This window comes from Micromonospora sp. CNZ297, from assembly GCF_007827625.1.
Genome location: NZ_VISU01000009.1, coordinates 121,667 through 141,153, shown reverse-complemented (window position 1 = coordinate 141,153; position 19,487 = coordinate 121,667). Strand labels below are relative to the sequence as shown.

15 protein-coding genes are annotated in these 19,487 nt (G+C 73.4%); all 15 read right to left on the bottom strand.

The features are described 5' to 3' along the window. Window positions 1-3: 3 nt before the first annotated feature. The 15 genes from FB454_RS18005 to FB454_RS17935 all read right to left on the bottom strand — a co-directional run bounded on the left by FB454_RS18005 (window position 4) and on the right by FB454_RS17935 (window position 18,906). Entirely contained in the window at window positions 4-2,838 is a 2,835-nt protein-coding gene (locus tag FB454_RS18005; RefSeq protein WP_013287900.1) for an RICIN domain-containing protein, read from the bottom strand. 275 nt (window positions 2,839-3,113) lie between these two features. After that, window positions 3,114-4,181 carry a polyprenyl synthetase family protein gene (locus FB454_RS18000; RefSeq protein WP_145823203.1) on the bottom strand — a complete coding sequence of 356 codons (1,068 nt, stop codon included), beginning with the start codon at window positions 4,179-4,181 and terminating at the stop codon, window positions 3,114-3,116. Then, a complete protein-coding gene (locus tag FB454_RS17995) occupies window positions 4,178-5,572 on the bottom strand; it encodes an alkaline phosphatase family protein (RefSeq protein WP_145823202.1) in 1,395 nt (464 codons plus the stop codon). Before FB454_RS17995 ends, FB454_RS18000 begins: the two co-directional genes overlap by 4 nt. Then, window positions 5,569-6,756 (bottom strand): metabolite traffic protein EboE, encoded by a 1,188-nt coding sequence (eboE, locus tag FB454_RS17990; RefSeq protein WP_145823201.1) that lies wholly within the window; start codon window positions 6,754-6,756, stop codon window positions 5,569-5,571. Before eboE ends, FB454_RS17995 begins: the two co-directional genes overlap by 4 nt. Beyond that, a complete protein-coding gene (locus FB454_RS17985; protein WP_013287904.1) occupies window positions 6,756-7,607 on the bottom strand; it encodes a TatD family hydrolase in 852 nt (283 codons plus the stop codon). Before FB454_RS17985 ends, eboE begins: the two co-directional genes overlap by 1 nt. A 1-nt stretch (window position 7,608) precedes the next feature. Beyond that, the gene (locus tag FB454_RS17980) at window positions 7,609-8,214 is read right to left on the bottom strand and encodes an EboA domain-containing protein (protein ID WP_145823200.1); all 606 of its coding nucleotides are present in this window, start codon (window positions 8,212-8,214) and stop codon (window positions 7,609-7,611) included. 34 nt (window positions 8,215-8,248) lie between these two features. After that, window positions 8,249-9,145, bottom strand: coding sequence for a sugar phosphate isomerase/epimerase family protein (locus FB454_RS17975; RefSeq protein ID WP_013287906.1), 897 nt, complete (start codon window positions 9,143-9,145; stop codon window positions 8,249-8,251). Continuing rightward, window positions 9,142-10,050, bottom strand: a complete 909-nt coding sequence (locus FB454_RS17970) for an SCO3242 family prenyltransferase (protein ID WP_013287907.1) — start codon at window positions 10,048-10,050, stop codon at window positions 9,142-9,144. Before FB454_RS17970 ends, FB454_RS17975 begins: the two co-directional genes overlap by 4 nt. Continuing rightward, complete coding sequence (locus tag FB454_RS17965; protein WP_013287908.1) at window positions 10,047-11,195, bottom strand: inositol-3-phosphate synthase; 1,149 nt, start codon at window positions 11,193-11,195, stop codon at window positions 10,047-10,049. Before FB454_RS17965 ends, FB454_RS17970 begins: the two co-directional genes overlap by 4 nt. 210 nt (window positions 11,196-11,405) lie before the next feature. Then, complete coding sequence (locus tag FB454_RS17960; RefSeq protein ID WP_369752285.1) at window positions 11,406-12,578, bottom strand: Gfo/Idh/MocA family protein; 1,173 nt, start codon at window positions 12,576-12,578, stop codon at window positions 11,406-11,408. Between the two features lie 53 nt (window positions 12,579-12,631). Further along, complete coding sequence (locus FB454_RS17955; protein ID WP_013287910.1) at window positions 12,632-13,684, bottom strand: substrate-binding domain-containing protein; 1,053 nt, start codon at window positions 13,682-13,684, stop codon at window positions 12,632-12,634. Between the two features lie 93 nt (window positions 13,685-13,777). Beyond that, window positions 13,778-14,866, bottom strand: coding sequence for an ABC transporter permease (locus FB454_RS17950; RefSeq protein WP_145754862.1), 1,089 nt, complete (start codon window positions 14,864-14,866; stop codon window positions 13,778-13,780). After that, window positions 14,863-16,431, bottom strand: coding sequence for a sugar ABC transporter ATP-binding protein (locus FB454_RS17945; RefSeq protein WP_145754865.1), 1,569 nt, complete (start codon window positions 16,429-16,431; stop codon window positions 14,863-14,865). The genes FB454_RS17950 and FB454_RS17945 overlap by 4 nt, the downstream gene beginning before the upstream one ends. Beyond that, window positions 16,428-17,606: an ROK family protein gene (locus tag FB454_RS17940; RefSeq protein ID WP_013287913.1), complete on the bottom strand. Its 1,179-nt coding sequence runs from the start codon at window positions 17,604-17,606 to the stop codon at window positions 16,428-16,430. Before FB454_RS17940 ends, FB454_RS17945 begins: the two co-directional genes overlap by 4 nt. A gap of 208 nt (window positions 17,607-17,814) precedes the next feature. Continuing rightward, window positions 17,815-18,906, bottom strand: coding sequence for a YihY/virulence factor BrkB family protein (locus FB454_RS17935; protein ID WP_091331000.1), 1,092 nt, complete (start codon window positions 18,904-18,906; stop codon window positions 17,815-17,817). Between the last annotated feature and the right edge of the window lie 581 nt (window positions 18,907-19,487).

Here is a 19,487-nt window from a genome sequence, read left to right as displayed (position 1 = left end):
TCCTCACGGCAGGGTCCAGCGCTGGTTCGCCGCGCCGGTGCAGGTCCACAGGTGCACCGCCGTGCCGTCGGCCGAGTTGTTGCCGGACACGTCCAGGCACTTGCCCGACTGCGGGTTGCGCACGGTCCCGTCGGCCTGCGCGGACCAGTTCTGCGCCCCGGTGCCGTTGCACGTGTAGAGCTGGATCTTCGTGCCGTCCGCGCTGGCCCCGCCGGATACGTCCAGGCACTTGCCCAGCGCCTTCACGGTGCCGTTCGGCGTCACGGTCCACGACTGCGCCGTCGTGCCGTTGCAGGTGTATAGCTGGATCTGGGTGCCGTCGGCGGTGGCGGCGTTGCGCACGTCCAGGCACTTGCCGGCCAGGCCCTTGACCGGGCCGGTGCGCACGGCCGACGTGGTGAGCGTGAACGCGTCCAGGTCGTAGAGCGCCCCGGTGCCACCGGCGAACGTCAGGTAGAGCGTGGTGGTGCCGGCCGGCGGATTGGCGATCGTGCCGGTGACTGTGGTGAACGTGTCCCAGGCGCCGGTGACCGGGACGGTGGCCGAGCCGAGCACGGTGCCGGTGGCCGAGCCGGCCCGCACCTGGAGCGTGCCGCCGGCTCCGGCGGACGACACCCGGGCGGTGAACCCGGTGGCGTCGGCGAGCAGGTACGGCTGGAACGCGATCCAGTCCCCGTTGTGGATGTCGCCGACGGTCTTGCCGCCCTCGGCGGTGGCCTTGTCGAACGTGTTGATCCCGGACGAGGTCTTGAAGTGCTCGGCCTGGCGGTGCCGGGGCTGGAGCGTGTGCTGGGTGTGCGTGGTGAGGCCGCCGGAGTCGGTGTACTCGGCGTCGAAGACGGCGAAGATGTTCGCCGCGTCGTCGTGCTCACCGTCGACGGGTACGGCGATCGAGCCGGTGCAGCCGGTCGCCGAGGTGATCTGGTGGCCGTGCTGGTCGTGGCCGAGCACGTAGGTCATCTTGACCTTCGTGCAGTCGATCGTGGCGTCCTCCGGGTCGGTGACGGTGATCCGGAACGGCACGGTGTCGCCGAAGGAGAACAGCTTGCCGTTGCCGGGCGTCTCGATGACGACTGTCGGCGCGGTGTTGCCCACTGTGACCGTCACGCTCGCGGTGCCGGTGGCGCCCTGCGGGTCGCGCACGGTGAGGGTGGCGGTGTACCTGCCGTTGGTGGTGTAGGTGTGCGAGGGGTTCGCGGCGGTCGAGGTGCCGCCGTCGCCGAACGTCCAGGCGTACGTCAGCGCGCCGCCCTCCGGGTCGGACGAGCCGGCCGAGGAGAAGGCCACAGTCAGCGGCGCGGCGCCGGAGGTCCGGTCGGCCGCGGCGCGGGCCACCGGGGCGCGGTTGGCGCCGCCCAGGTAGTCGAAGCGGTACAGCGCCGAGTTGGCGTCGCCGTTGAAGTAGCCGGTGCCGTAGTCGAGCACGTAGTACGCGCCGTCCGGGCCGAACGCCGAGTCCATCACCTGCTTGCCGGTCCACGGGAAGCTGTCGATGGTGCCGGGTGAGCCGTCCGCGCCGACGTGGATCGGCTTGATCCAGCCCCGGCCGAACTCGGTGGCGAAGAACTGCCCGTCGAAGGACTGCGGGAACTTCGTGGTGGACGGGTTCGCCGCGTCGTACCGGTAGACCGGGCCGCCCATCGGCGACTCGGAGCCGCCGCCGAACTCGGGCGGGCTGCCGGCGTCACCGGCGTAGCGGATCCAGGACGGCTTCGCCGCCGGCAGCGTGGCCAGGCCGGTGTTGCGGAACGAGTTGTTCGTCGGCCCGCCGGTGCAGTTGAACTTCGGGCCGGCGGTACCGGCGGCGAAGTCCCACTCGGCGTACGTCTCGGCGGCGGTGTTGGTGCCGGTGCAGTACGGCCAGCCGTAGTTGCCGGGCCCGGTCACCCGGTTGAACTCGACCTGCCCGGACGGGCCGCGGGCCGTGGTGGTGCCGGCGTCCGGCCCGTAGTCGCCCACGTAGACGATGCCGGTGGCCTTGTCGACGCTGATCCGGAACGGGTTGCGGAAGCCCATCGCGTAGATCTCCGGGCGGGTCCGCGCGGTGCCGGGCGCGAAGAGGTTGCCGGCCGGGATCGAGTAGGTGCCGTTGGCGTTCACCTTGATCCGCAGGATCTTGCCCCGCAGGTCGTTGGTGTTGCCGGCGCTGCGCTGCGCGTCGTACCCGGGGTTGCGGTTGGTGCGCTCGTCGATCGGCGCGTAGCCGGCCGAGTCGAACGGGTTGGTGTCGTCGCCGGTGGACAGGTAGAGGTTGCCCGCGGCGTCGAAGTCGATGTCGCCGCCGACGTGGCAGCACAGCCCCCGATCGGCCGGTACGTCGAGCACGTCGACCTTGCTGGCCTGGTTGAGCGTGAAGTCGGCGTTGAGGGTGAACCGGGAGAGCCGGTTGACGCCCTGCCAGGCGGAGAAGTCGGTGCCGGTGGCGGGCGCGTCGCCGGCCGGGGTGGACAGCGGCGGCGCGTAGTAGAGGTAGATGTGCCGGTTGGAGGCGAAGCCGGGGTCGACGCCGACGCCCTGGAGCCCCTCCTCGTCGTGGGTGTAGACAGGCAGCGTGCCGATAACCGTGGTGGCGCCGGCCGCGTCGGTGCGGCGCAGCGTGCCGTTGCGGGCGGTGTGCAGGACCGACCGGTCGGGCAGCACCGCGAGCGACATCGGTTCGCCGGTCTCGGCGACACCGCGGGCGAGTTCGACCTGCTGGAAGTCGCTCGCCGGGATCGGGTGGGCGGACGCCGGGACGGACGCCGCGGCCACTGTGACGGTGCCGGCGGTGGCCGCGAGCAGCAGCGCTGCGGCAGCGGCGAACGGTCGTCGGGCACGGGGGTGGTGGTGGCTGGACATGCTGTGCTGTCCCTTCCTGACGCGCGCAGCCAGGAACGGGCGCGCGTCGCGCCGGATGCCGAGCAGGGGGATGCTGCGCCGGCCTGCCGGGGAGGTCGGCGGGCCGCGACCTCCGGTCGGGACCGGAGGTCACCTCGCCGAGGCGGGCGGTGCGGGGCGGTCGCCTCGGCGAAACAGCGTTGTGCTGTGCACGACATTAAGACCTTTCGATCAGCCTGTCCATAGCTTCTGATCGATTGGCTTTGACTTTCGGCGCTCAGCGACAAAAGTAGGTGTCACTCGTGGCGGTCGACCGCCCGCTCCGCGAGCGCCGCCAGCACCCGCCGCGCCGGTTCCGCCAGCGGCAACGCGTCCAGCGCGACAAGTGCCGCGTCGGCCCGGGTACGGATCATCCGCTCCACCGCCTCCCGGGCACCGGACTCCTCGACGATGCCCCGCACCTCGGCCGCGGCCGACTGGTCGAGGCCGGGATCGCCGACCAGCTCCCCCAGCCGGGCCGCACCGGCCGGCGAGGCGGACGCCCGGGCCAGCGCCAGCAGCACCGTCGGCTTGCCCTCACGCAGGTCGTCCAGGTTGGACTTGCCGGTCACCGACGGGTCACCGAAGACGCCGAGCAGGTCGTCGCGCAGCTGGAACGCGTCCCCGAGCGGGTCGCCGAACCCGGCCAGCGCGGCCACCTCCTCCGGCGCCGCACCGGCGAGCGCGGCACCGATCTGCACCGGACGGGTCACCGTGTAGCGGGCCGTCTTCAGCCGTACCACTGTGAGCGCGTTCGCCACCGAGCCGTCCCCGGCCGCCCCGACCACGTCCAGGTACTCCCCCGCGATCACCTCCGAGCGCATCCGGGCCAGCAGCACGTGCCCCCGGCGCAGCCGCTCGGGCGGCAACCCGCACCCGTGGAACATCTGCGCCGACCAGGTGGCGCAGAGGTCGCCGCAGAGCACCGCGGCCTGTCGCCCGTACGCCACCGGGTCGCCCGGCCAGCCGGACGCGGCGTGCAGCTCGGCGAAGAACCGGTGCAGCGTCGGCGCGCCCCGGCGGCGGTCGCTGCGGTCCACGATGTCGTCGTGGATCAGCGCGAACGCGTGGAACAGCTCCAGCGACGCCGCGGCGACCACGATCGGCGAGGCGTCCGGGCCGCCGAACCCCCGCCAGCCCCAGTAGCAGAACAGCGGTCGCATCCGCTTGCCGCCGGCCAGGACGAACCAGCGCAGAGCAGTGTGGACGGCCCCCGTACCGTCATCCGGCCGATCCGGCTCTCTCGCGTCCAGGAACGCGGCTAGCGCGGCGTCGAAGCGGCCCCGCAACAGGGCCGGATCGGTCGGTGCGACGGTTACGGTCATGGTGCCTCCCTGGCCAGTCCGGCGAGTTCGAGCAGCAACGCCTTCACATCGGTGGCCTCCACCCGGGGCCGGATCGCGGCCCGGTCGGAGCAGAGCAGCACCGGGCCGTCCGCCGGGTCGGCGGGCAGGCGCCCGTGTGAACCACGCACCGCACGCGCGCCCGCGTCCAGCCCCACCACTGACATCAGGTAGCGCAGCCCGAGCTTCTTGCGGGCCAGCGCCACCGCCGCGCGGCGCTTCGCCGCACCCGGCGCGGCCGGGTCGAAGAACAGCTCGGCCGGGTCGTAGCCGGGCTTGCGGTGGATCTCCACCAGCCGGGCGAAGTCGGGCGCCCGCGCGTCGTCGAGCCAGTAGTAGTACGTGAACCAGGCGTCCGGCTCGGCCACCAGCACCAGCTCACCCGAGCGGGGGTGATCCAGCCCGTACCCGGCCTGCCCGGCGGCGTCGAGCACCTCGGCCACGCCCGGCAGCGACGCGCAGAGCTTCGCCACCGCCGGCACGTCCGCCGGATCCTTGACGTAGACGTGCGCCACCTGGTGGTCGGCCACCGCGAACGCCCGCGACGTCCACGGGTCGAGATATTCCATCCCGGCCTGGGTGTAGACCCGCAACAGCCCCTCGGCGCGCAGCATCCGGTTCACGTCCACCGGGCGGGACACGTCGGTGATGCCGTACTCGGACAACGCCACCACTGTGGCGTCCCGCTCCCGCGCGGCGTCGAGCAGCGGACCGAGCACGGTGTCCAGCTCCGCCGCCGCGGCGGCTGCCTGCGGGCTGGACGGGCCGAAGCGTTGCAGGTCGTAGTCCAGGTGCGGCAGGTAGACCAGCGTCAGGTCGGGAGCGTGATCGGCGAGGATGCGCTGCGCGGCCCGGCTGATCCACGCCGAGGACGGCAGCCCGGCACCCGGCCCCCAGTAGCTGAACAGCGGGAACGTGCCGAGCGCGTCGGTGAGGGTGTCCCGCAGCTCGGGCGGGTCGGTCCAGCAGTCGGGCTCCTTGTGCCCGTCGGCGTGGTAGACCGGGCGCGGCGTGACCGTCCAGTCCACGTCCGCGCCCATCGCGTACCACCAGCAGACGTTCGCCACCCGGTAGCCCGGCTCGACGCGACGGGCCGCCTGCCACACCTTCTCGCCGCCGACGAGCCCGTTGTGCTGCCGCCAGAGCAGCACCTCGCCCAGGTCGCGGAAGTACCAGCCGTTGCCCACCACGCCGTGCCCGGCGGGCAGCTCGCCGGTGAGGAACGTGGACTGCGCTGAGCAGGTCACCGCCGGCAGCACGGTGCCCAGCTCGGCGGCGAACCCGGCGTCGGCCACCGCGCGCAGCCGGGGCATGTACGCCAGCAGCCGCGGCGTCAGCCCGACCACGTCGAGCACCACGAGCCGCCGGCTCACGAGGGCGTCCCCACCGTCGTGGCCAGGCCGAGCGCGGTCAGCTCGTCGCGGGCGAACGCCAGCTCGGCGGCGATGCCGGCGGCCAGCTCCGCGTCGCCGCGCGGCCGCCGCGCCTCCGGCAGCACCCCCCAGGTGTACGTCTCGACGTCGAGGTGGTCGCAGCCGGCGACGGGACCGGCGTACAACGCGGCCAGCGCCTTGCGCAGCACCGGGACCGTGGAGCGCAGCGGCGGCTCGGGCGGTGCGTGCAACGGCACGTGGTAGTGCACCCGCCACGCCCCGGGCAGCCGCGCGTCGAGTGCGGCGTCGAGGTCGTCGGCCGCGTACGCCGGATCGGCCGGATCGGCGGCGCCTGCGCAACCGGCAGCCCGCGTCTGGTGCAGGAAGCGCGGTTCGACGAACCGGCGCAGCGCCGCGCTCGCGGCGGGCGGGTCAGGGGCCTCGACCGCTGCGGACACCTGGACCTTCACCACGGGGAGACCGGCGGCACGCAACCCGGCCAGGGCATCCGCCGGCTGCTCCCAGGCACACGCCAGGTGCGCGAGATCCACGCAGATCCCGAGCCGGTCGGTATCCATGTCTGAGAATACCTCGCGTGCTTGTCCCGTCGACTCCACCAGACAGCCCGGTTCCGGTTCGAAGCCGACCCGGATCACCCGGCCGGTCTCCCGCTGCACCGCGGCCAGGCCCCCGGCCAGCGCGTCCAGGCGACGCCGGGCGGTGGCGGCCCGCCCGGCGTCCCACGGGGTGCGCCAGGCGATCGGCAGCGTCGAGATCGAACCCCGGACGGCGTCGTCGGGCAGCAGGTCGGCGAGAACCCGAGCCAGGTCCAGCGTGTACGCCGACCGTTGCGGCGTGGTCCAGTCCGGGTGGTACACCGCGCCCTTGACCACAGGGGCCTGGAACGCGGCGTACGGGAAGCCGTTGAGCGTGACCACCTCCAGCCCGCGTACCGCCAGCTCGTGGCGCAGCCGGCGCCGGGCCGGCGGGTCGGCGGCGAGCGCGGCGGCCACCGGCGCGGCCAGCCAGAGTCCGAGCCCGAGCCGGTCCACGTCGAGCGCCCGGCGGACCGCCACCGCGTACGTGTCGAGCTGGGCGACGATGCCCGGCAGGTCCTCGGCCGGGTGCACGTTCGTGCAGTAGCCGAGATGGACGGTCGTGCCGTCGGCGTGGCGCAGCCGCATCACTGCCCCCCACGGGCGATCGAGTTGCCGGCGAAGGTGGGGTCGCTCGTCTCCAGGTCGGTCAGGTCGAGCCGGCCGGACTGGCCGTAGAACTCCACCGGGTTGCGCCACAGCACCCGGTCCACGTCGTCGGCGTCGAACCCGGCCAGCAGCATCGCCTCCCCGGTGGCCCGGGTCAGCAGCGGATCCGACCGGCCCCAGTCGGCCGCCGAGTTCACCAGCATCCGTTCGGTGCCGTACCGCTTCAGCAGCTCCACCATCCGCGGCGGCGACATCTTCGTCTCCGGATAGATCGAGAAGCCCAGCCAGCAGCCGGTGTCCCGGACCAGCTCGACGGTCACCTCGTTGAGGTGGTCGACGAGCACCCGTCCCGGCGCGATGCCCGACTCGGCGACCACCGCGAGCGTCCGCTCGACGCCGCGCGCCTTGTCCCGGTGCGGCGTGTGCACCAGCGCCGGCAGGTCGTGCGCGACGGCCAGGGCGAGCTGACCGGCCAGCGCGGCGTCCTCGGCCGGCGTCATCGCGTCGTAACCGATCTCGCCGACCGCCACCACGCCGTCCTTGTCCAGGTAGCGGGGCAGCAGGTCGAGCACCGGGCGGCAGCGCGGGTCGTTCGCCTCCTTCGGGTTCAGCGCCACAGTGGCGTGGTGCCGGATGCCGAACTGGCCGGCCCGGAACGGCTCCCACCCGATCAGCGAGTCGAAGTAGTCCACGAAGCTGTCCACGCTCGTACGCGGCTGGCCCAGCCAGAACGCCGGCTCGACCACCGCGCGGACGCCCGCGGCGGCCATCCGCTCGTAGTCGTCGGTGGTGCGGGACGTCATGTGGATGTGCGGGTCGAAGATGCGCATGTCACGCCTCCGTCGTGGGGATGGTCAGCCGGCGCAGCAGGTCGGTCGCGTCGGCGGGCATGTCGCGGCCGGCGGCGTGCCGTTCGGCGGCGAACGCGGCGAGCATCCGGGCCAGCTCGCCGCCGGCCCGCTCCGGCAGGCCGTCGACAACCGCCAGCGGCACGCCGGTGAACACGCACTTGAGCACCGCCTGCCGCCAGGTCGCCTGCTCCAGGTGCCGGGCGTACGGGCCGAGCGCCGCGGCCACCAGCCGGGTGTCGTTGGTGCGGGTCGCGTCGTGCAGCAGCGGCACGCACTCCGCGCCGATCGGCAGCAGCGGCAGCGCACGCAGCACGGCGCGTTTCTCGGCGGCGTCGCCCTGCCGGTACAGCGTCTCCGCGGCGGCGGCGTGGCCGTGCGGCAGCGCGGTCAGCAGCAGCGCCCGGGCCGCCTCGTCCGCCGTCCAGCCGGGCGGGTCGGGCAGCGGCAGGCGACCGCACCGCCGGGCGGCGGCGGCGAAGAACCGCCCGATCGCCGTGGGTTCGGTCGCGACGCGGCGCAGCGCCGCGTCCAGCCACTGCGGATCGGGTACGCCCCGAAGCGCGGCGCGCAGTCGGTCGGGTGTCATGCCGTCTCCCCTCTGCCGGGTGGAAGGTGGTGGGTCACCGCCCCTCGCCGCGCGAGGCGGCGGCGCGCAGGAAGTCCAGTGAGCGGGCGGCGACGGCCGGTGCGGCGTGCGAGTGGCGGGGCAGTTCCACGGCCACCAGCCCGCGGTAGCCGGCGTCGGCCAGGGCGCGCAGCACCGGCGGGAAGTCGATCTCGCCGGTGCCGAACTCCAGGTGCTCGTGCACGCCCCGGCGCATGTCGTCGATCTGCACGTTGACCAGATGCGCGGCGACCGCCGACACGCACTGCGGCACCGGCATCGGCTCCAGGCAGCGACAGTGCCCGATGTCGAGCGTGATGCCGAAGCCGGGCGGCGCGCCCAGCGCCTCGCGCAGCCGCCACCACCCGGCGATGTCCTCCACGAACATGCCCGGCTCCGGTTCGAAGCCCAGCGGCACACCCGCCTCCGCCGCCGCGGCGCACACCGTCGCGCAGCCCGCCACCAGGCGGTCGGCGGCGACGCCGGGTGGTACGCCGGGTGGGCGTACCCCGGCCCAGAAGGAGACCGCCTCCGCGCCCAGGTCGGCGCCGATCCGGACGGCCCGGCGCAGGAACTCCACCCGCCGGGCCGGGTCGTCGTGCAGCAGCGTCGGCGCGTGCTTGTGCCGCGGGTCGAGCAGGTACCGGGCGCCGGTCTCGACCACCACGGCCAGCCCCAGCGCGTCCAGCCGTCGACGAACGGCGGCGACCCGGCGGGCCAGGCCGGGGGCGAACGGGTCCAGGTGGTCGTGGTCGAGGGTGAGCGCGACGCCCACGTAGCCGAGGTCGGCGAGGACCGCGAGCGCGTCCCCGAGCCGGTGGTTGGCGAAGCCGTTGGTGCCGTACCCGAAGCGCAGCGCGCCCGGCCCGGACAGCGGGCCGGCGGTGGGCCGGGTGGCCGGCGCGGCGGTCATGTCGGTGAGATCAGTCGGGCCAGGCGGCGGCCGAGCGGCGCGGCGCCGGCCACGGCGAGGCCGAGCAGCCGGGCCCCGGCGCGGGCGGTGAGCGCGCCCTGCAACGCGGGCAGCCCGGTGATCCCGGCGCCGACCGCGGCTCGCACCCGGGCCGGTGACGGGTCGGCGAGCACGCGGGCCTGCGCCCGGCCGTAGCGGACGGCGTACCCGGCGGCGAGCACCGCCGGAACCAGCTCCCCGAGCCGAAGGAAGGGCCCCCTCTTAACGCATCCGGTAGAGGAGGGGGCCCCGCTTAACACGGTCGGCCGGGCCGAAGTGGTGAGCGCGATCAGCGCGGTGCCGGCGAGCGTGAGGCCGGGCAACCGCCGGTCCGCGCCGGTCACCTCGCGGCGGGACAGCGCGGTCACGGTCCAGGTGTGCGCGGCGACTGTGAGCGCGGCCGGGAGCGCCCGGACCACCCGCCCGCCGGACGCGCCGAGCAGCACGTCCAGCCCTCGGCACGCGGCCATCACCGCCGGCCCGGCGGCGGTGTTCTTCGCGCGCAGGTCGTACCCCCAGATCGTGGCCGCGAGCGGCAGCGCGACTGCCGCCGCCCGGCGGCCCCCGGCGGCGGTGGCGACCGCGAGCCCGGCGGCGGTCAGGCCGGACGCGACGCCGAGCGCGACCGACGGGCGCACCCGGCCGGACGGGATCGGCCGCTCCGGCCGCTCGACCGCGTCCAGCCGCCGGTCAGCCCAGTCGTTGGCGGCCATCCCGGCCCAGTACAGCAGCACCGACGCGCCGGCCAGGGCCGGTGTACGCGGACCGAGCGCACCGGCGGCCGCCGCGCCGGAGAGCACGTCCCCGGGTACGGAGAGCGCGGCGGGCGCCCGGACCAGCTCGGCCAGGTCGGCCAGGCGGGTCACGGCGTCACCCGGGCGTGCAGGGCGGCGGCGAACTCCCGCAGCACCGTCCACTGTTCACCGAGCGCGTGGCCGGTCGCGCCGAGCGGGTCCTTGAAGAAGAACGCCAGCTCGGTCAGCGGGCCGTGGCGGCCGGCGGCGTGCGCGGCGGCGGTGAGCCGGGCCAGGTCCAGCACGAGCGGCGCGGCGAGCGCCGAGTCGCAGCCGTGCCAGGTGAACTCCATCCGCATTCCGGTGCCCAGGAAACCGGCGAACGTGACCAGGTCCCACGCGGTCTTGAAGTCGCCGAGTTCCTCGACGTACTCGATCCGGGTGTGGCCCTGCGGCAGGTAGCCGAGCGTCTCGGCGAGCACCCGCTGTTTGCTGCCCACCTTCGCGGCGTTGGCGGCCGGGTCGGCGAGCATGGCGCCGTCGCCGCCGCCGAGCAGGTTCGTGCCGGACCAGGAGCGCACGGCCAGGTGCCGCATCGCGAACATCGGCGCGAGCACCGACTTGAGCAGCGTCTCGCCGGTCTTGCCGTCGTGCCCGGCGTACGGCAGCTTTCGTTCGGCGGCGAGCGCGGCCAGGGCCGGCAGGCGGGCGCCCGTGGACGGGGTGAAGTCCACGTACGGGCAGCCCGCGGTGAACGCCGCGTACGCGTATCCGGAGCTGGGCGGCAGCACGTCGGCCGGGCCGGTCAGCGCGTCGCGCAGCGCGGCCAGGTCGCTGTGGGCCGGGTGCGGGGCGGGCGCCGGTTCGGTGGCGGCGACGTTGACCACCACCACCCGGTCCAGCCCGTTCCGGCTGCGGAAGTCGGTCAGGTCGCGCACCACCGCGGCGATCCGCTCGCCCTGGCCGCCCTCGGTGGGCGCGGGCCGCAGCGACGCCTCGACGGCGGCCAGGTCGGGCGCCACGGCGTCGGCCAGCCGGGCGGGCAGCACGCCTGCGGCGGCGAGCGCCTCGGCGCGTTTGGTGAGCGGGGTGGTGACCACGTCGTGGCCGCCGAAGACGAGATCGGCGAAGCCCGGCAGGGCGGGCCCGCGCAGGTCGGGCAGCTCGGTCACGCAGCCGGTCGGCGCGGTGAGCCCGGCCCGCAGGGCCAGTCCCCCGACCACGCTCGTGGTGGCGACCGAGCCGCGCGCACCCACCAGCCAGACACCCGTACGCATTCGCGCTACCTCCCCAGGTATGGCCGGTCCACCGGTGCGGCCGGGGAATCCCGGTCCGGCCGCACCGGAGGGCCGTGCTGGTCGTGCCGGCGGACACCGGCGGCACGCTCCCCGGAGCCGGCCTCGTCCCCGCCGCGGGGCGCAACCGCGGCGGGCCCTCGCCGGCCGGCGCCGGTGAGTGTCGACGGACCCCGTAGGGGCCGTCTCGGGTCAGGCGGAAGCTTCGGCCAGAGCGGGCTCCACCTCCGTCCAGGCGGCCCGCTCGGCCGAGCGGGTCACCGCGTCGAGCACGAGCTGGACCTGCAACGCGTCGGCGAACGACGGGGCCGGGTCGGCGCCGGTGGCGACCGCCTCGACGAAGTCGCGCGCCTGGTGGGTGAAGGAGTGCTCGTAGCCGATGATGTGGCCGGGCGGCCACCACGCACCCAGGTACGGGTGGTCCGGCTCGGTCACCAGGATCCGGCTGAAGCCCTGCTCGGCGGCCGGCCGGGTGGCGTCCAGGAACTCCAGCTCGTTGAGGCGTTCCAGGTCGAACACGACGCTGCCGCGCGAGCCGTTGATCTCGACCCGCAGGGCGTTCTTGCGGCCGGTGGCGAACCGGGTCGCCTCGTACGTGGCCAGCGCTCCCCCGTCGAGCCTGGCCACGAACACCGCCGCGTCGTCAACTGTCACCTGGCCCGTCGCGCTGCCGTTGCCGTCGGCCTGCGCGGCCAGGCCGCTCGACCCGGCGACGAGCGGCCGCTGACGCACGAACGTCTCGGTGAGCGCGCTGACCCCGGTGACGAGCTGGCCGGTGACGTACTGGGTCAGGTCGATGATGTGCGCGCCGATGTCACCGAGCGCGCCGGAGCCCGCCCTGTCCTTCTGCAACCGCCACACCAGCGGGAACTGCGGGTCGACGATCCAGTCCTGGAGGTAGGTCGCCCGGACGTGCCGGATCTCGCCGATCCGCCCGTCGGCCACCAGCTGCCGCATCAGGGCGACAGCGGGCACCCGCCGGTAGTTGAAGCCGCACATCGCGCGTACCCCGGACTCGCGTGCCCGGGCCGCGGCCTCGGTCATCTCGCGGGCCTCGGCGACGCTGTTCGCCAGCGGCTTCTCGCACAGCACGTGCTTGCCCGCGGCGAGCGCGGCGAGTGCGATCTCGCGGTGGCTGTCCCCCGGCGTGCAGATGTCGACCACGTCGATCTCGTCGGACTCGACGAGCCGCCGCCAGTCGGTGGTGTAGCCGTCCCAGCCGAGCCGGTCGGCGGCCTCGGCCACCTTCGGCTCGTCGCGGCCGCAGACGAGCGCCATCCGCACCCGCGCCGGCAGGTCGAACACCCGGTTCACGGTGCGCCACGCCTGGGAGTGCGCGGCGCCCATGAACGCGTAGCCGACCATGCCGACCCGCAGGATGCTGTCGTGACTGGACAAGGTGGGTCTCCCCCCGTGTGTCAGAACCCGAGCTTCAGGTAGTCGCTCGCGTTCTCCTTGGTGATCGTCTCGGAGGCGAGCACGATCTCCTTCGGTACCTGGAGTTCGACCAGGTCGGACATGCCCTTGCCCTGGCCGATCAGGCGCGCCAGGGAGATGGCCGAGGAGGCCATCGACGGGCTGTAGGTGACTGTGGCCTTGAGGACCGTGTTGTCGGCGGCGATGTCCTCCATGGCCTTCTTGGAGCCGGCGCCGCCGACCATGACGAATTCCTTGCGGTTGGCCTGGTTGACCGCCGCGAGCACGCCGATGCCCTGGTCGTCGTCGTGGTTCCAGACCGCGTCGATCTTCGGCAGCGCCTGGAACAGGCCGGTGGCGGCCTGCTGCCCCGAGTCCACAGTGAACTCCGCAGGCCGCCGGTTGGCGACCTTGAACCCGTACGAGGCGAGCGTGTCGGCGAACCCCTTCGAGCGTTCCTGGGTCAGCTCCAGCGACTCGATGCCGGGGATCTCGCCGATCACCGGGTTGCTGACGCCCTTGGCCTTGAGCTGCTCGGCGATGTAGGTGGCGGCGGCCACCCCCATGCCGTAGTTGTCGCCCTTGATCTGCAGCCGGTAGGCCCGCGCGTCCGGGAAGGCCCGGTCCAGGTTGACCACCGGGATGCCGGCCTTCATCGCCTCCAGGCCGAACGCGTTGAGTTCCTTGCCGTCGTGCGGCAGCAGCACGATCACGTCGGGCTTCTGCGAGATCAGCGTGGACAGCGCCGCCCGCTGGGCCGCCGCGTCCGCGCCGGCCTCGACCGACTTCAGCTCCACGTCCTGGTACGCCCCGGCCTGGGCCTTGGCGTTGTTGGTGATGGCGGCGATCCAGCCGTGGTCGGCGGCCGGGGCGGAGAAGCCGATGCTCACCTTCTTGCCCGTCTCGGTGTTGGCGCCGGAACCGGCCGCCTTGGTCTGCGCCTCGGTCGGGTTCTGCTCGTTGCTGGTGCAGCCGGCGAGCAGCACCCCGGCGGAGACGGCGGCCCCGCCGAAGAGCAGCCGGCGGCGGGACAGGTCATGGCGCGGTGTTCTCATGACGCCTCCTGGGATGAGGTGGTGGGGTGGTTTCGGGTGTGGCGGGCCGGACCACAGTCGGTACGACGGCAGCCGGGGTGTGCGCGGGTGGGGTCAGGTGGTGGTGGCCCGGTTGCGGGCGAGGAACTGGGTGAGACTGCCGAACTGCACCTGCTGGACCAGGACGGCGGCGACGATGATGCCGCCCTTGACCATGTTCTGGGCCTCGGCGGAGAGGTTGTTGATGGCGAACAGGTTGGTGATGGTGGAGAAGATGATCACCCCGAGCAGGGAGCCGATGATCGTTCCCCGCCCGCCGCTGAGCAGCGTGCCGCCGATGATCGCGGCGGCGATCGCGTCCAGCTCGTAGAGGTTGGCCATCGCCGCCTGCGCGGAGGTGGCCTGCGCGGTCAGCATGACCGCGGCGATGCCGCAGCACAGGCCGGACAGCGCGTAGAGGAGCACCGTGTGCCGGCGGACGTTGATGCCTGCCAGCCGGGCCGCCTCCGGGTTGCCGCCGACCGCCACCGTACGGCGGCCGAACGTGGTCCGGTTCAGCAGCACCCAGCCGGCCGCCACCACCGCCACCAGGATGTAGACCAGCAGCGGGATGCCGAGCACGTTCGTGCTGGCGATGCCGTTGATGAACGTGCTGCCCGACACCTGGGTCTGCTTGTCGGAGATCTCCGCCGCCAGCCCCCGGGCGGCCACGAGCATGGCGAGCGTGGCGATGAACGGCACCAGCCGCCCGTACGAGACGAGCAGCCCGTTCACCACGCCGACGGCGAGCCCGACTGTGAGCGCGGTGAAGATCATGCCGCCCGCGCCGTAGCTCTGCGTGGCCACTGTGGTGCACCAGACCCCGGCGAGGGCGACGATCGCGCCGACCGACAGGTCGATGCCCCCGCCGATGATCACGAACGTCATGCCGACTGTGACCACGCCGACCACCGAGGCGAGCTTGAGGATGGTGAGCGTGTTGCCCCACACCCAGTTCGGGTCGCCGTAGAGGTCGGGGCGGGTCAGGACGCCGATGACCACCAGCACGACCAGCGTGGCGAGCAGGCCGAGGTTGCGCTTGACGCCCTCCCCGCCGTCACCGCGCCACCAGGAGAGCTTCGCCGGCGCGCCGACCTTCGCGGTCTCCGTCCGCTCCACCGGCGGCGACTGCGCGGGCAGCGAGGATTCTCTGACATCGCTCATGCCGGTGCGCCTTCCATGAGAGACCCCGCCATGACGAGGTCGAGCACTGTGTTCTCGTCCAGTTCGCCGGCCGGGGCCTCGCGGACCACCCGGCCCTCCCGCATCACCAGCACCCGGTCGGCCAGGCCCAGCACCTCGGGCACCTCGCTTGAGACCAGCAGCACCCCGACGCCACGGGCGGCCAGATCGCGGATCACCTGGTACAGCTCGGCGCGGGCGCCCACGTCCACGCCCCGGGTCGGCTCGTCGAGCAGCAGCAGCCGGGTGTCTCCGAGCAGCCACCGCCCGACCACCACCTTCTGCTGGTTGCCGCCCGACAGCGTGCGCACCGGCCGGCGTACGTCCCGGGGCCGCAGCTCCAGCGACGCGGCGATCCGGTCCGCCTCGGCGCGCTCCCGTCCGGTATCGGTGAAGCCGAGGCGGGCGTACCTGCTGAACGTGGCGAGCGTGACGTTGCGGTAGATCGGTTCGCCGAGCAGCAGCGCCTGACTCTTGCGCTCCTCCGGCGCCATGCCCATCCCGGCCCGTACCGCCGCGCCCACACTGCCGGGACGCAGCGCACGGCCGTCCACCCGGACCGTCCCGGCGTGCGCCCGGCGCGCGCCGAAGATGGTCTCCAGCAGCTCCGACCGGCCGGAACCGACCAGCCCGGCGATGCCGACGATCTCTCCCGCCCGGACCCCGAGCGAGACGTCGGCGAACTCGCCGTGCCGGGTCAGCCCGTCCACCCGCAGCAGCTCCGCGCCGTCCCCGTGGTCGGCCGGGCGCTGCGGGAAGACGTACTCGATGGTCCGCCCGGTCATCCGGGCGACCAGGTCGCGGGTCGGCGTCTCGCGGGCCGGCAGGCTCGCCGCCGTGGTCCGGCCGTCCTTGAGTACGGTGACCCGGTCGCCGATCTCGCGGATCTCCTCCAGCCGGTGCGAGATGTAGATGACCGCGATGCCCTGCGCGGTGAGTTCCCGGATGATCCGGAACAGGTTCGCCACCTCGTCGTGGGCCAGCACCGCGCTCGGCTCGTCCATGATGATCAGCCGCGCCTCGTGGGACAGCGCCCGGGCCATGCTGACGATCTGCTTGCCGGCGGCGGGCAGGTGCCGCACCAGCCGTCCCGGCGGGATCTCCGGGTGGCCGAGCCGTGCCAGGATCTGCCGGGCACGCCGGGCCATGTGCCCCCGCCGGACGAAGCCGAACCGGCGCGGCTCGTGGCCGAGGAACGCGTTCTCCGCCACCGACAGGTCGTCGACCAGGTCGAGTTCCTGGTAGATCGTGGCGATGCCGGCACGCATGGCGGCCTGCGGGTTGGCGAACGAGGCCGGCTCGCCCCGCCAGAGCACCTCGCCGGAGTCCGGCCGGTGCACCCCGGCCAGCACCTTGATGAGTGTGGACTTACCGGCGCCGTTCTGCCCCAGCAGGCAGTGGACCTCTCCGGCCCGCACCTCCAGTTGCACGCCGTCGAGCGCGCGTACCCCCGGGAACGTCTTGACCACGTCGGTGAGGCGCAGGACCACCTCGCCCGCGACGGCGTCCGCGGGCGCCTCGACGAGCGGCTTGCCGGTGTCGTTCACGCTGCCTCCCCGAATGCGAGGTCACTGGCCAGCACCGCCGCGCCGGCGACGCCGGCGCGCGGGCCCAGCTCGGACAGGACGACGGGCAGGTTGCCGGTGGCCAGTGGCAGCGAGCGGCGGTAGACCACGCTGCGGATCTCGGCCAGCAGGATGTGCCCGAGCTGGGCGAGCCCGCCGCCGATCACGATCATCGACGGGTTGGTGAAGCTGACCAGCCCGGCCAGTACGCTCCCGACCCGCCGGCCGCCGTCGCGGATGAGCTGGATGCAGGTGACGTCCCCCTCGATCGCCCCCTGCGCCACGTCCAGCGCGGTCACCACCCCCCGGGCCGCGAGCCGCTCGGCCAGTGCCGGGGACACCTCGGTGCGGGCCGCGACTGTCGCCTCCCGGGCCAGCGCGGCGCCGCTGAACACCGCCTCCAGGCAGCCGAGGTTGCCGCAGCTGCACATCGGGCCGTTCGGGTCGACCTGGATGTGGCCGATGTCCCCGGCGCAGCCGTCGGTGCCCCGGTAGACCTCGCCGTGCAGGTAGATGCCGCAGCCGATACCAGTGCCGATCTTGATGAACAGGAAGTCGTCGACCGAGTGGGCCACGCCGCCGTGCCGCTCGCCGATCGCCATGATGTTGACGTCGTTGTCGACCACGGCCGGGCAGCCGTGCTCGCGGGTGAGCAGCTCGCGGACCGGGAACCGGTCCCAGCCGGGCATGATCGGCGGGGAGACCGGCACGCCGTCGCGGAAGCTGACCGGCCCCGGTACGCCGATGCCCACCGCGTCGAGCCGCTCGTACGCGCCGTCCACCTTGGCCTTGTGCAGCAGCTCGTTGACCCGCTGGAGCGTCACCTTCGGGCCGGAGCGGATGTCGGCGGTCTCGGTGTAGGCGGCCACCGTCTCCAGCCGGCCGTTCACCACCTCCACGTCGATCGAACTGGCGCCCAGGTCGACGGCGGCGAACCGCAGGTGCGGGCTCAGTTCGACGAGGGTGGAGCGCCGCCCGCCCCGGGAGGCGGCCAGCCCCGCCTCGGCCACGTAGCCGAGGGAGACCAGGCGTTCCAGCTCGGCGAGCAGGCGCGGGCGGGGCATCTGGAGCCGGTCGCCGAGTTCGGCGCGGGACACCGCGCCCTCGTCCCGGAGCAGTCGCAGAAGCCGTACGTGCAGGGGGTCGACCGTCCGCACCGGCAGTCACCTCCGCATCGGAAGTCCGTCACATCGACGACGGCGATGTGTGTTGTGTCCGACACAGTAGGAGCCTTCCGGGCCGCATGTCCATAGCTTCGGCACGTCTGATGCAAACTTTTGTCCATACGAACAAAAGCGAGTTCCGGATCATGAAAACGCATCGCCCCGCCGGGGATTCTTCCGGGCGGGGCGATGCCTTCTGGGGTCAGCGGGAGTGCGCGCGGCCCTTCTTGCGCAGCTTGCGGTCGTCGCGCAGCTCCACGTAGGGCTCCTCGTCGGCCGGGTGCCCGGCGGCGATGGCGCGGCTGCGCTCCAGCTCGGCGTCGAACTCGGCGCCGAGCAGGATGGCGACGTTGCTCAGCCAGAGCCACACCAGGAAGATGATCACGCCGGCCACCGCGCCGTACGTCTTGTTGTACGAGCCGAAGTTGCTGACGTAGAGCGCGAACAGGCCGGAGACCACCAGCCAGAGCACCACCGCGAGCACGCCGCCGGGGCTGACCCAGCGGAAGCCGCCGTGCCGGGCGTTCGGCGAGGCCCAGTAGAGGATCGCGAACATCAGGCTCACCAGCACCAGCAACACCGGCCACTTGGCGATGTTCCACACCGTCACGGCGGTCTCGCCCAGCCCGATCGCGTTCCCGGCCTGCTCGGCAAGCCCGCCGGTGAACACCACGATCACGGCGCTGATCAGCAGCATCACGCCGATCACCGCGGTCACGCCGAGGCGCACCGGCAGCGTCTTCCAGATCGGCCGCCCCTCCGGCACGTCGTAGATGCTGTTCGAGGCCCGCATGAACGCGGCGACGTACCCGGACGCCGACCAGAACGCCGCCACCAGACCGACGATCGCCGCGATGCTCGCCAGCCCGCCGGACTGGCCCGCCTGGTCGATAGCGCTCTCGATGATGCGGCGGATGTTCTCCTCCGGCACCGCCTGTCCGACGGTGTCCCGCACCCCCTCGGTGGCCCGGTCCCCGAGCAGGCCGAGCACCGAGATCAGCACCAGGACGCCCGGGAAGATGGAGAGCACGCCGTAGTAGGTGAGCGCGGCGGCCCAGTCGGTCAGGCTGTCGTCCTGGAACTCCCGCACGGTCCGCTTGAGGGTCGCCATCCAGCCCGTCGCCGACAGGTCGGCCGGGCTGTCCGGCCCGTCGTCCGGCCCCACCGGTCCGGCGTGCTTCCGCGCGTCCGGCCGGTCGTGCCCGGCGCGGGCGTCGTCGCGCGTGGTGGGGGCGTCCTCGCGCCCGTCGCGGGTGTCCTCGTGGACGTCGTGGGCGTCGTCGCGGGCGGCCATGGCACCTCCTCGTCGTCATGTCGTCCCGCACGACATGCCCTGACGAGGGCAGCGATAACCACCGCACCCGCAAACCGGCCGCTCGGCCGTCGGCGACCGCCCCCACCCACCTCCCTGCCGGCCTCTTCCGCGGCCCCGCCCTGCCCTCAACTCCCACCCGCTCCACTGCCCACGCCCTGTCGCCGCCTCCCCCGTCGGCACCTTCCGCCCGCTCGCCGCCTCCGGCTCTGCAGCCACGCGCGCGACAGACACGCTCCGTAACCATGTGCGCCGATGGATGCAGAGCAAAGGCGGCGGGAGCAGCGCTCCCACCGTCGCCCCACCACTCCCCGCCCGAAATCCCGGCGAGCCGTCGCTCCACCGCGACCACCGATCGCCGCCATCACGACGACCGTCACGACGAGTGGAACGTCATGGGTGTCAAACGGGGCCGGAAGCACCCATGACGTTCCACTCACCGAGGGTCGGCCACCGGTCGACCGGCCACCGTGTGCGGAAGCGAGAGCGCGGTGTACGGGCGGCGAAGGCCAGGGCGCTGAGGTAACGCGTGATCCGTCTTCCGATGCCACCACCTCGGCGAA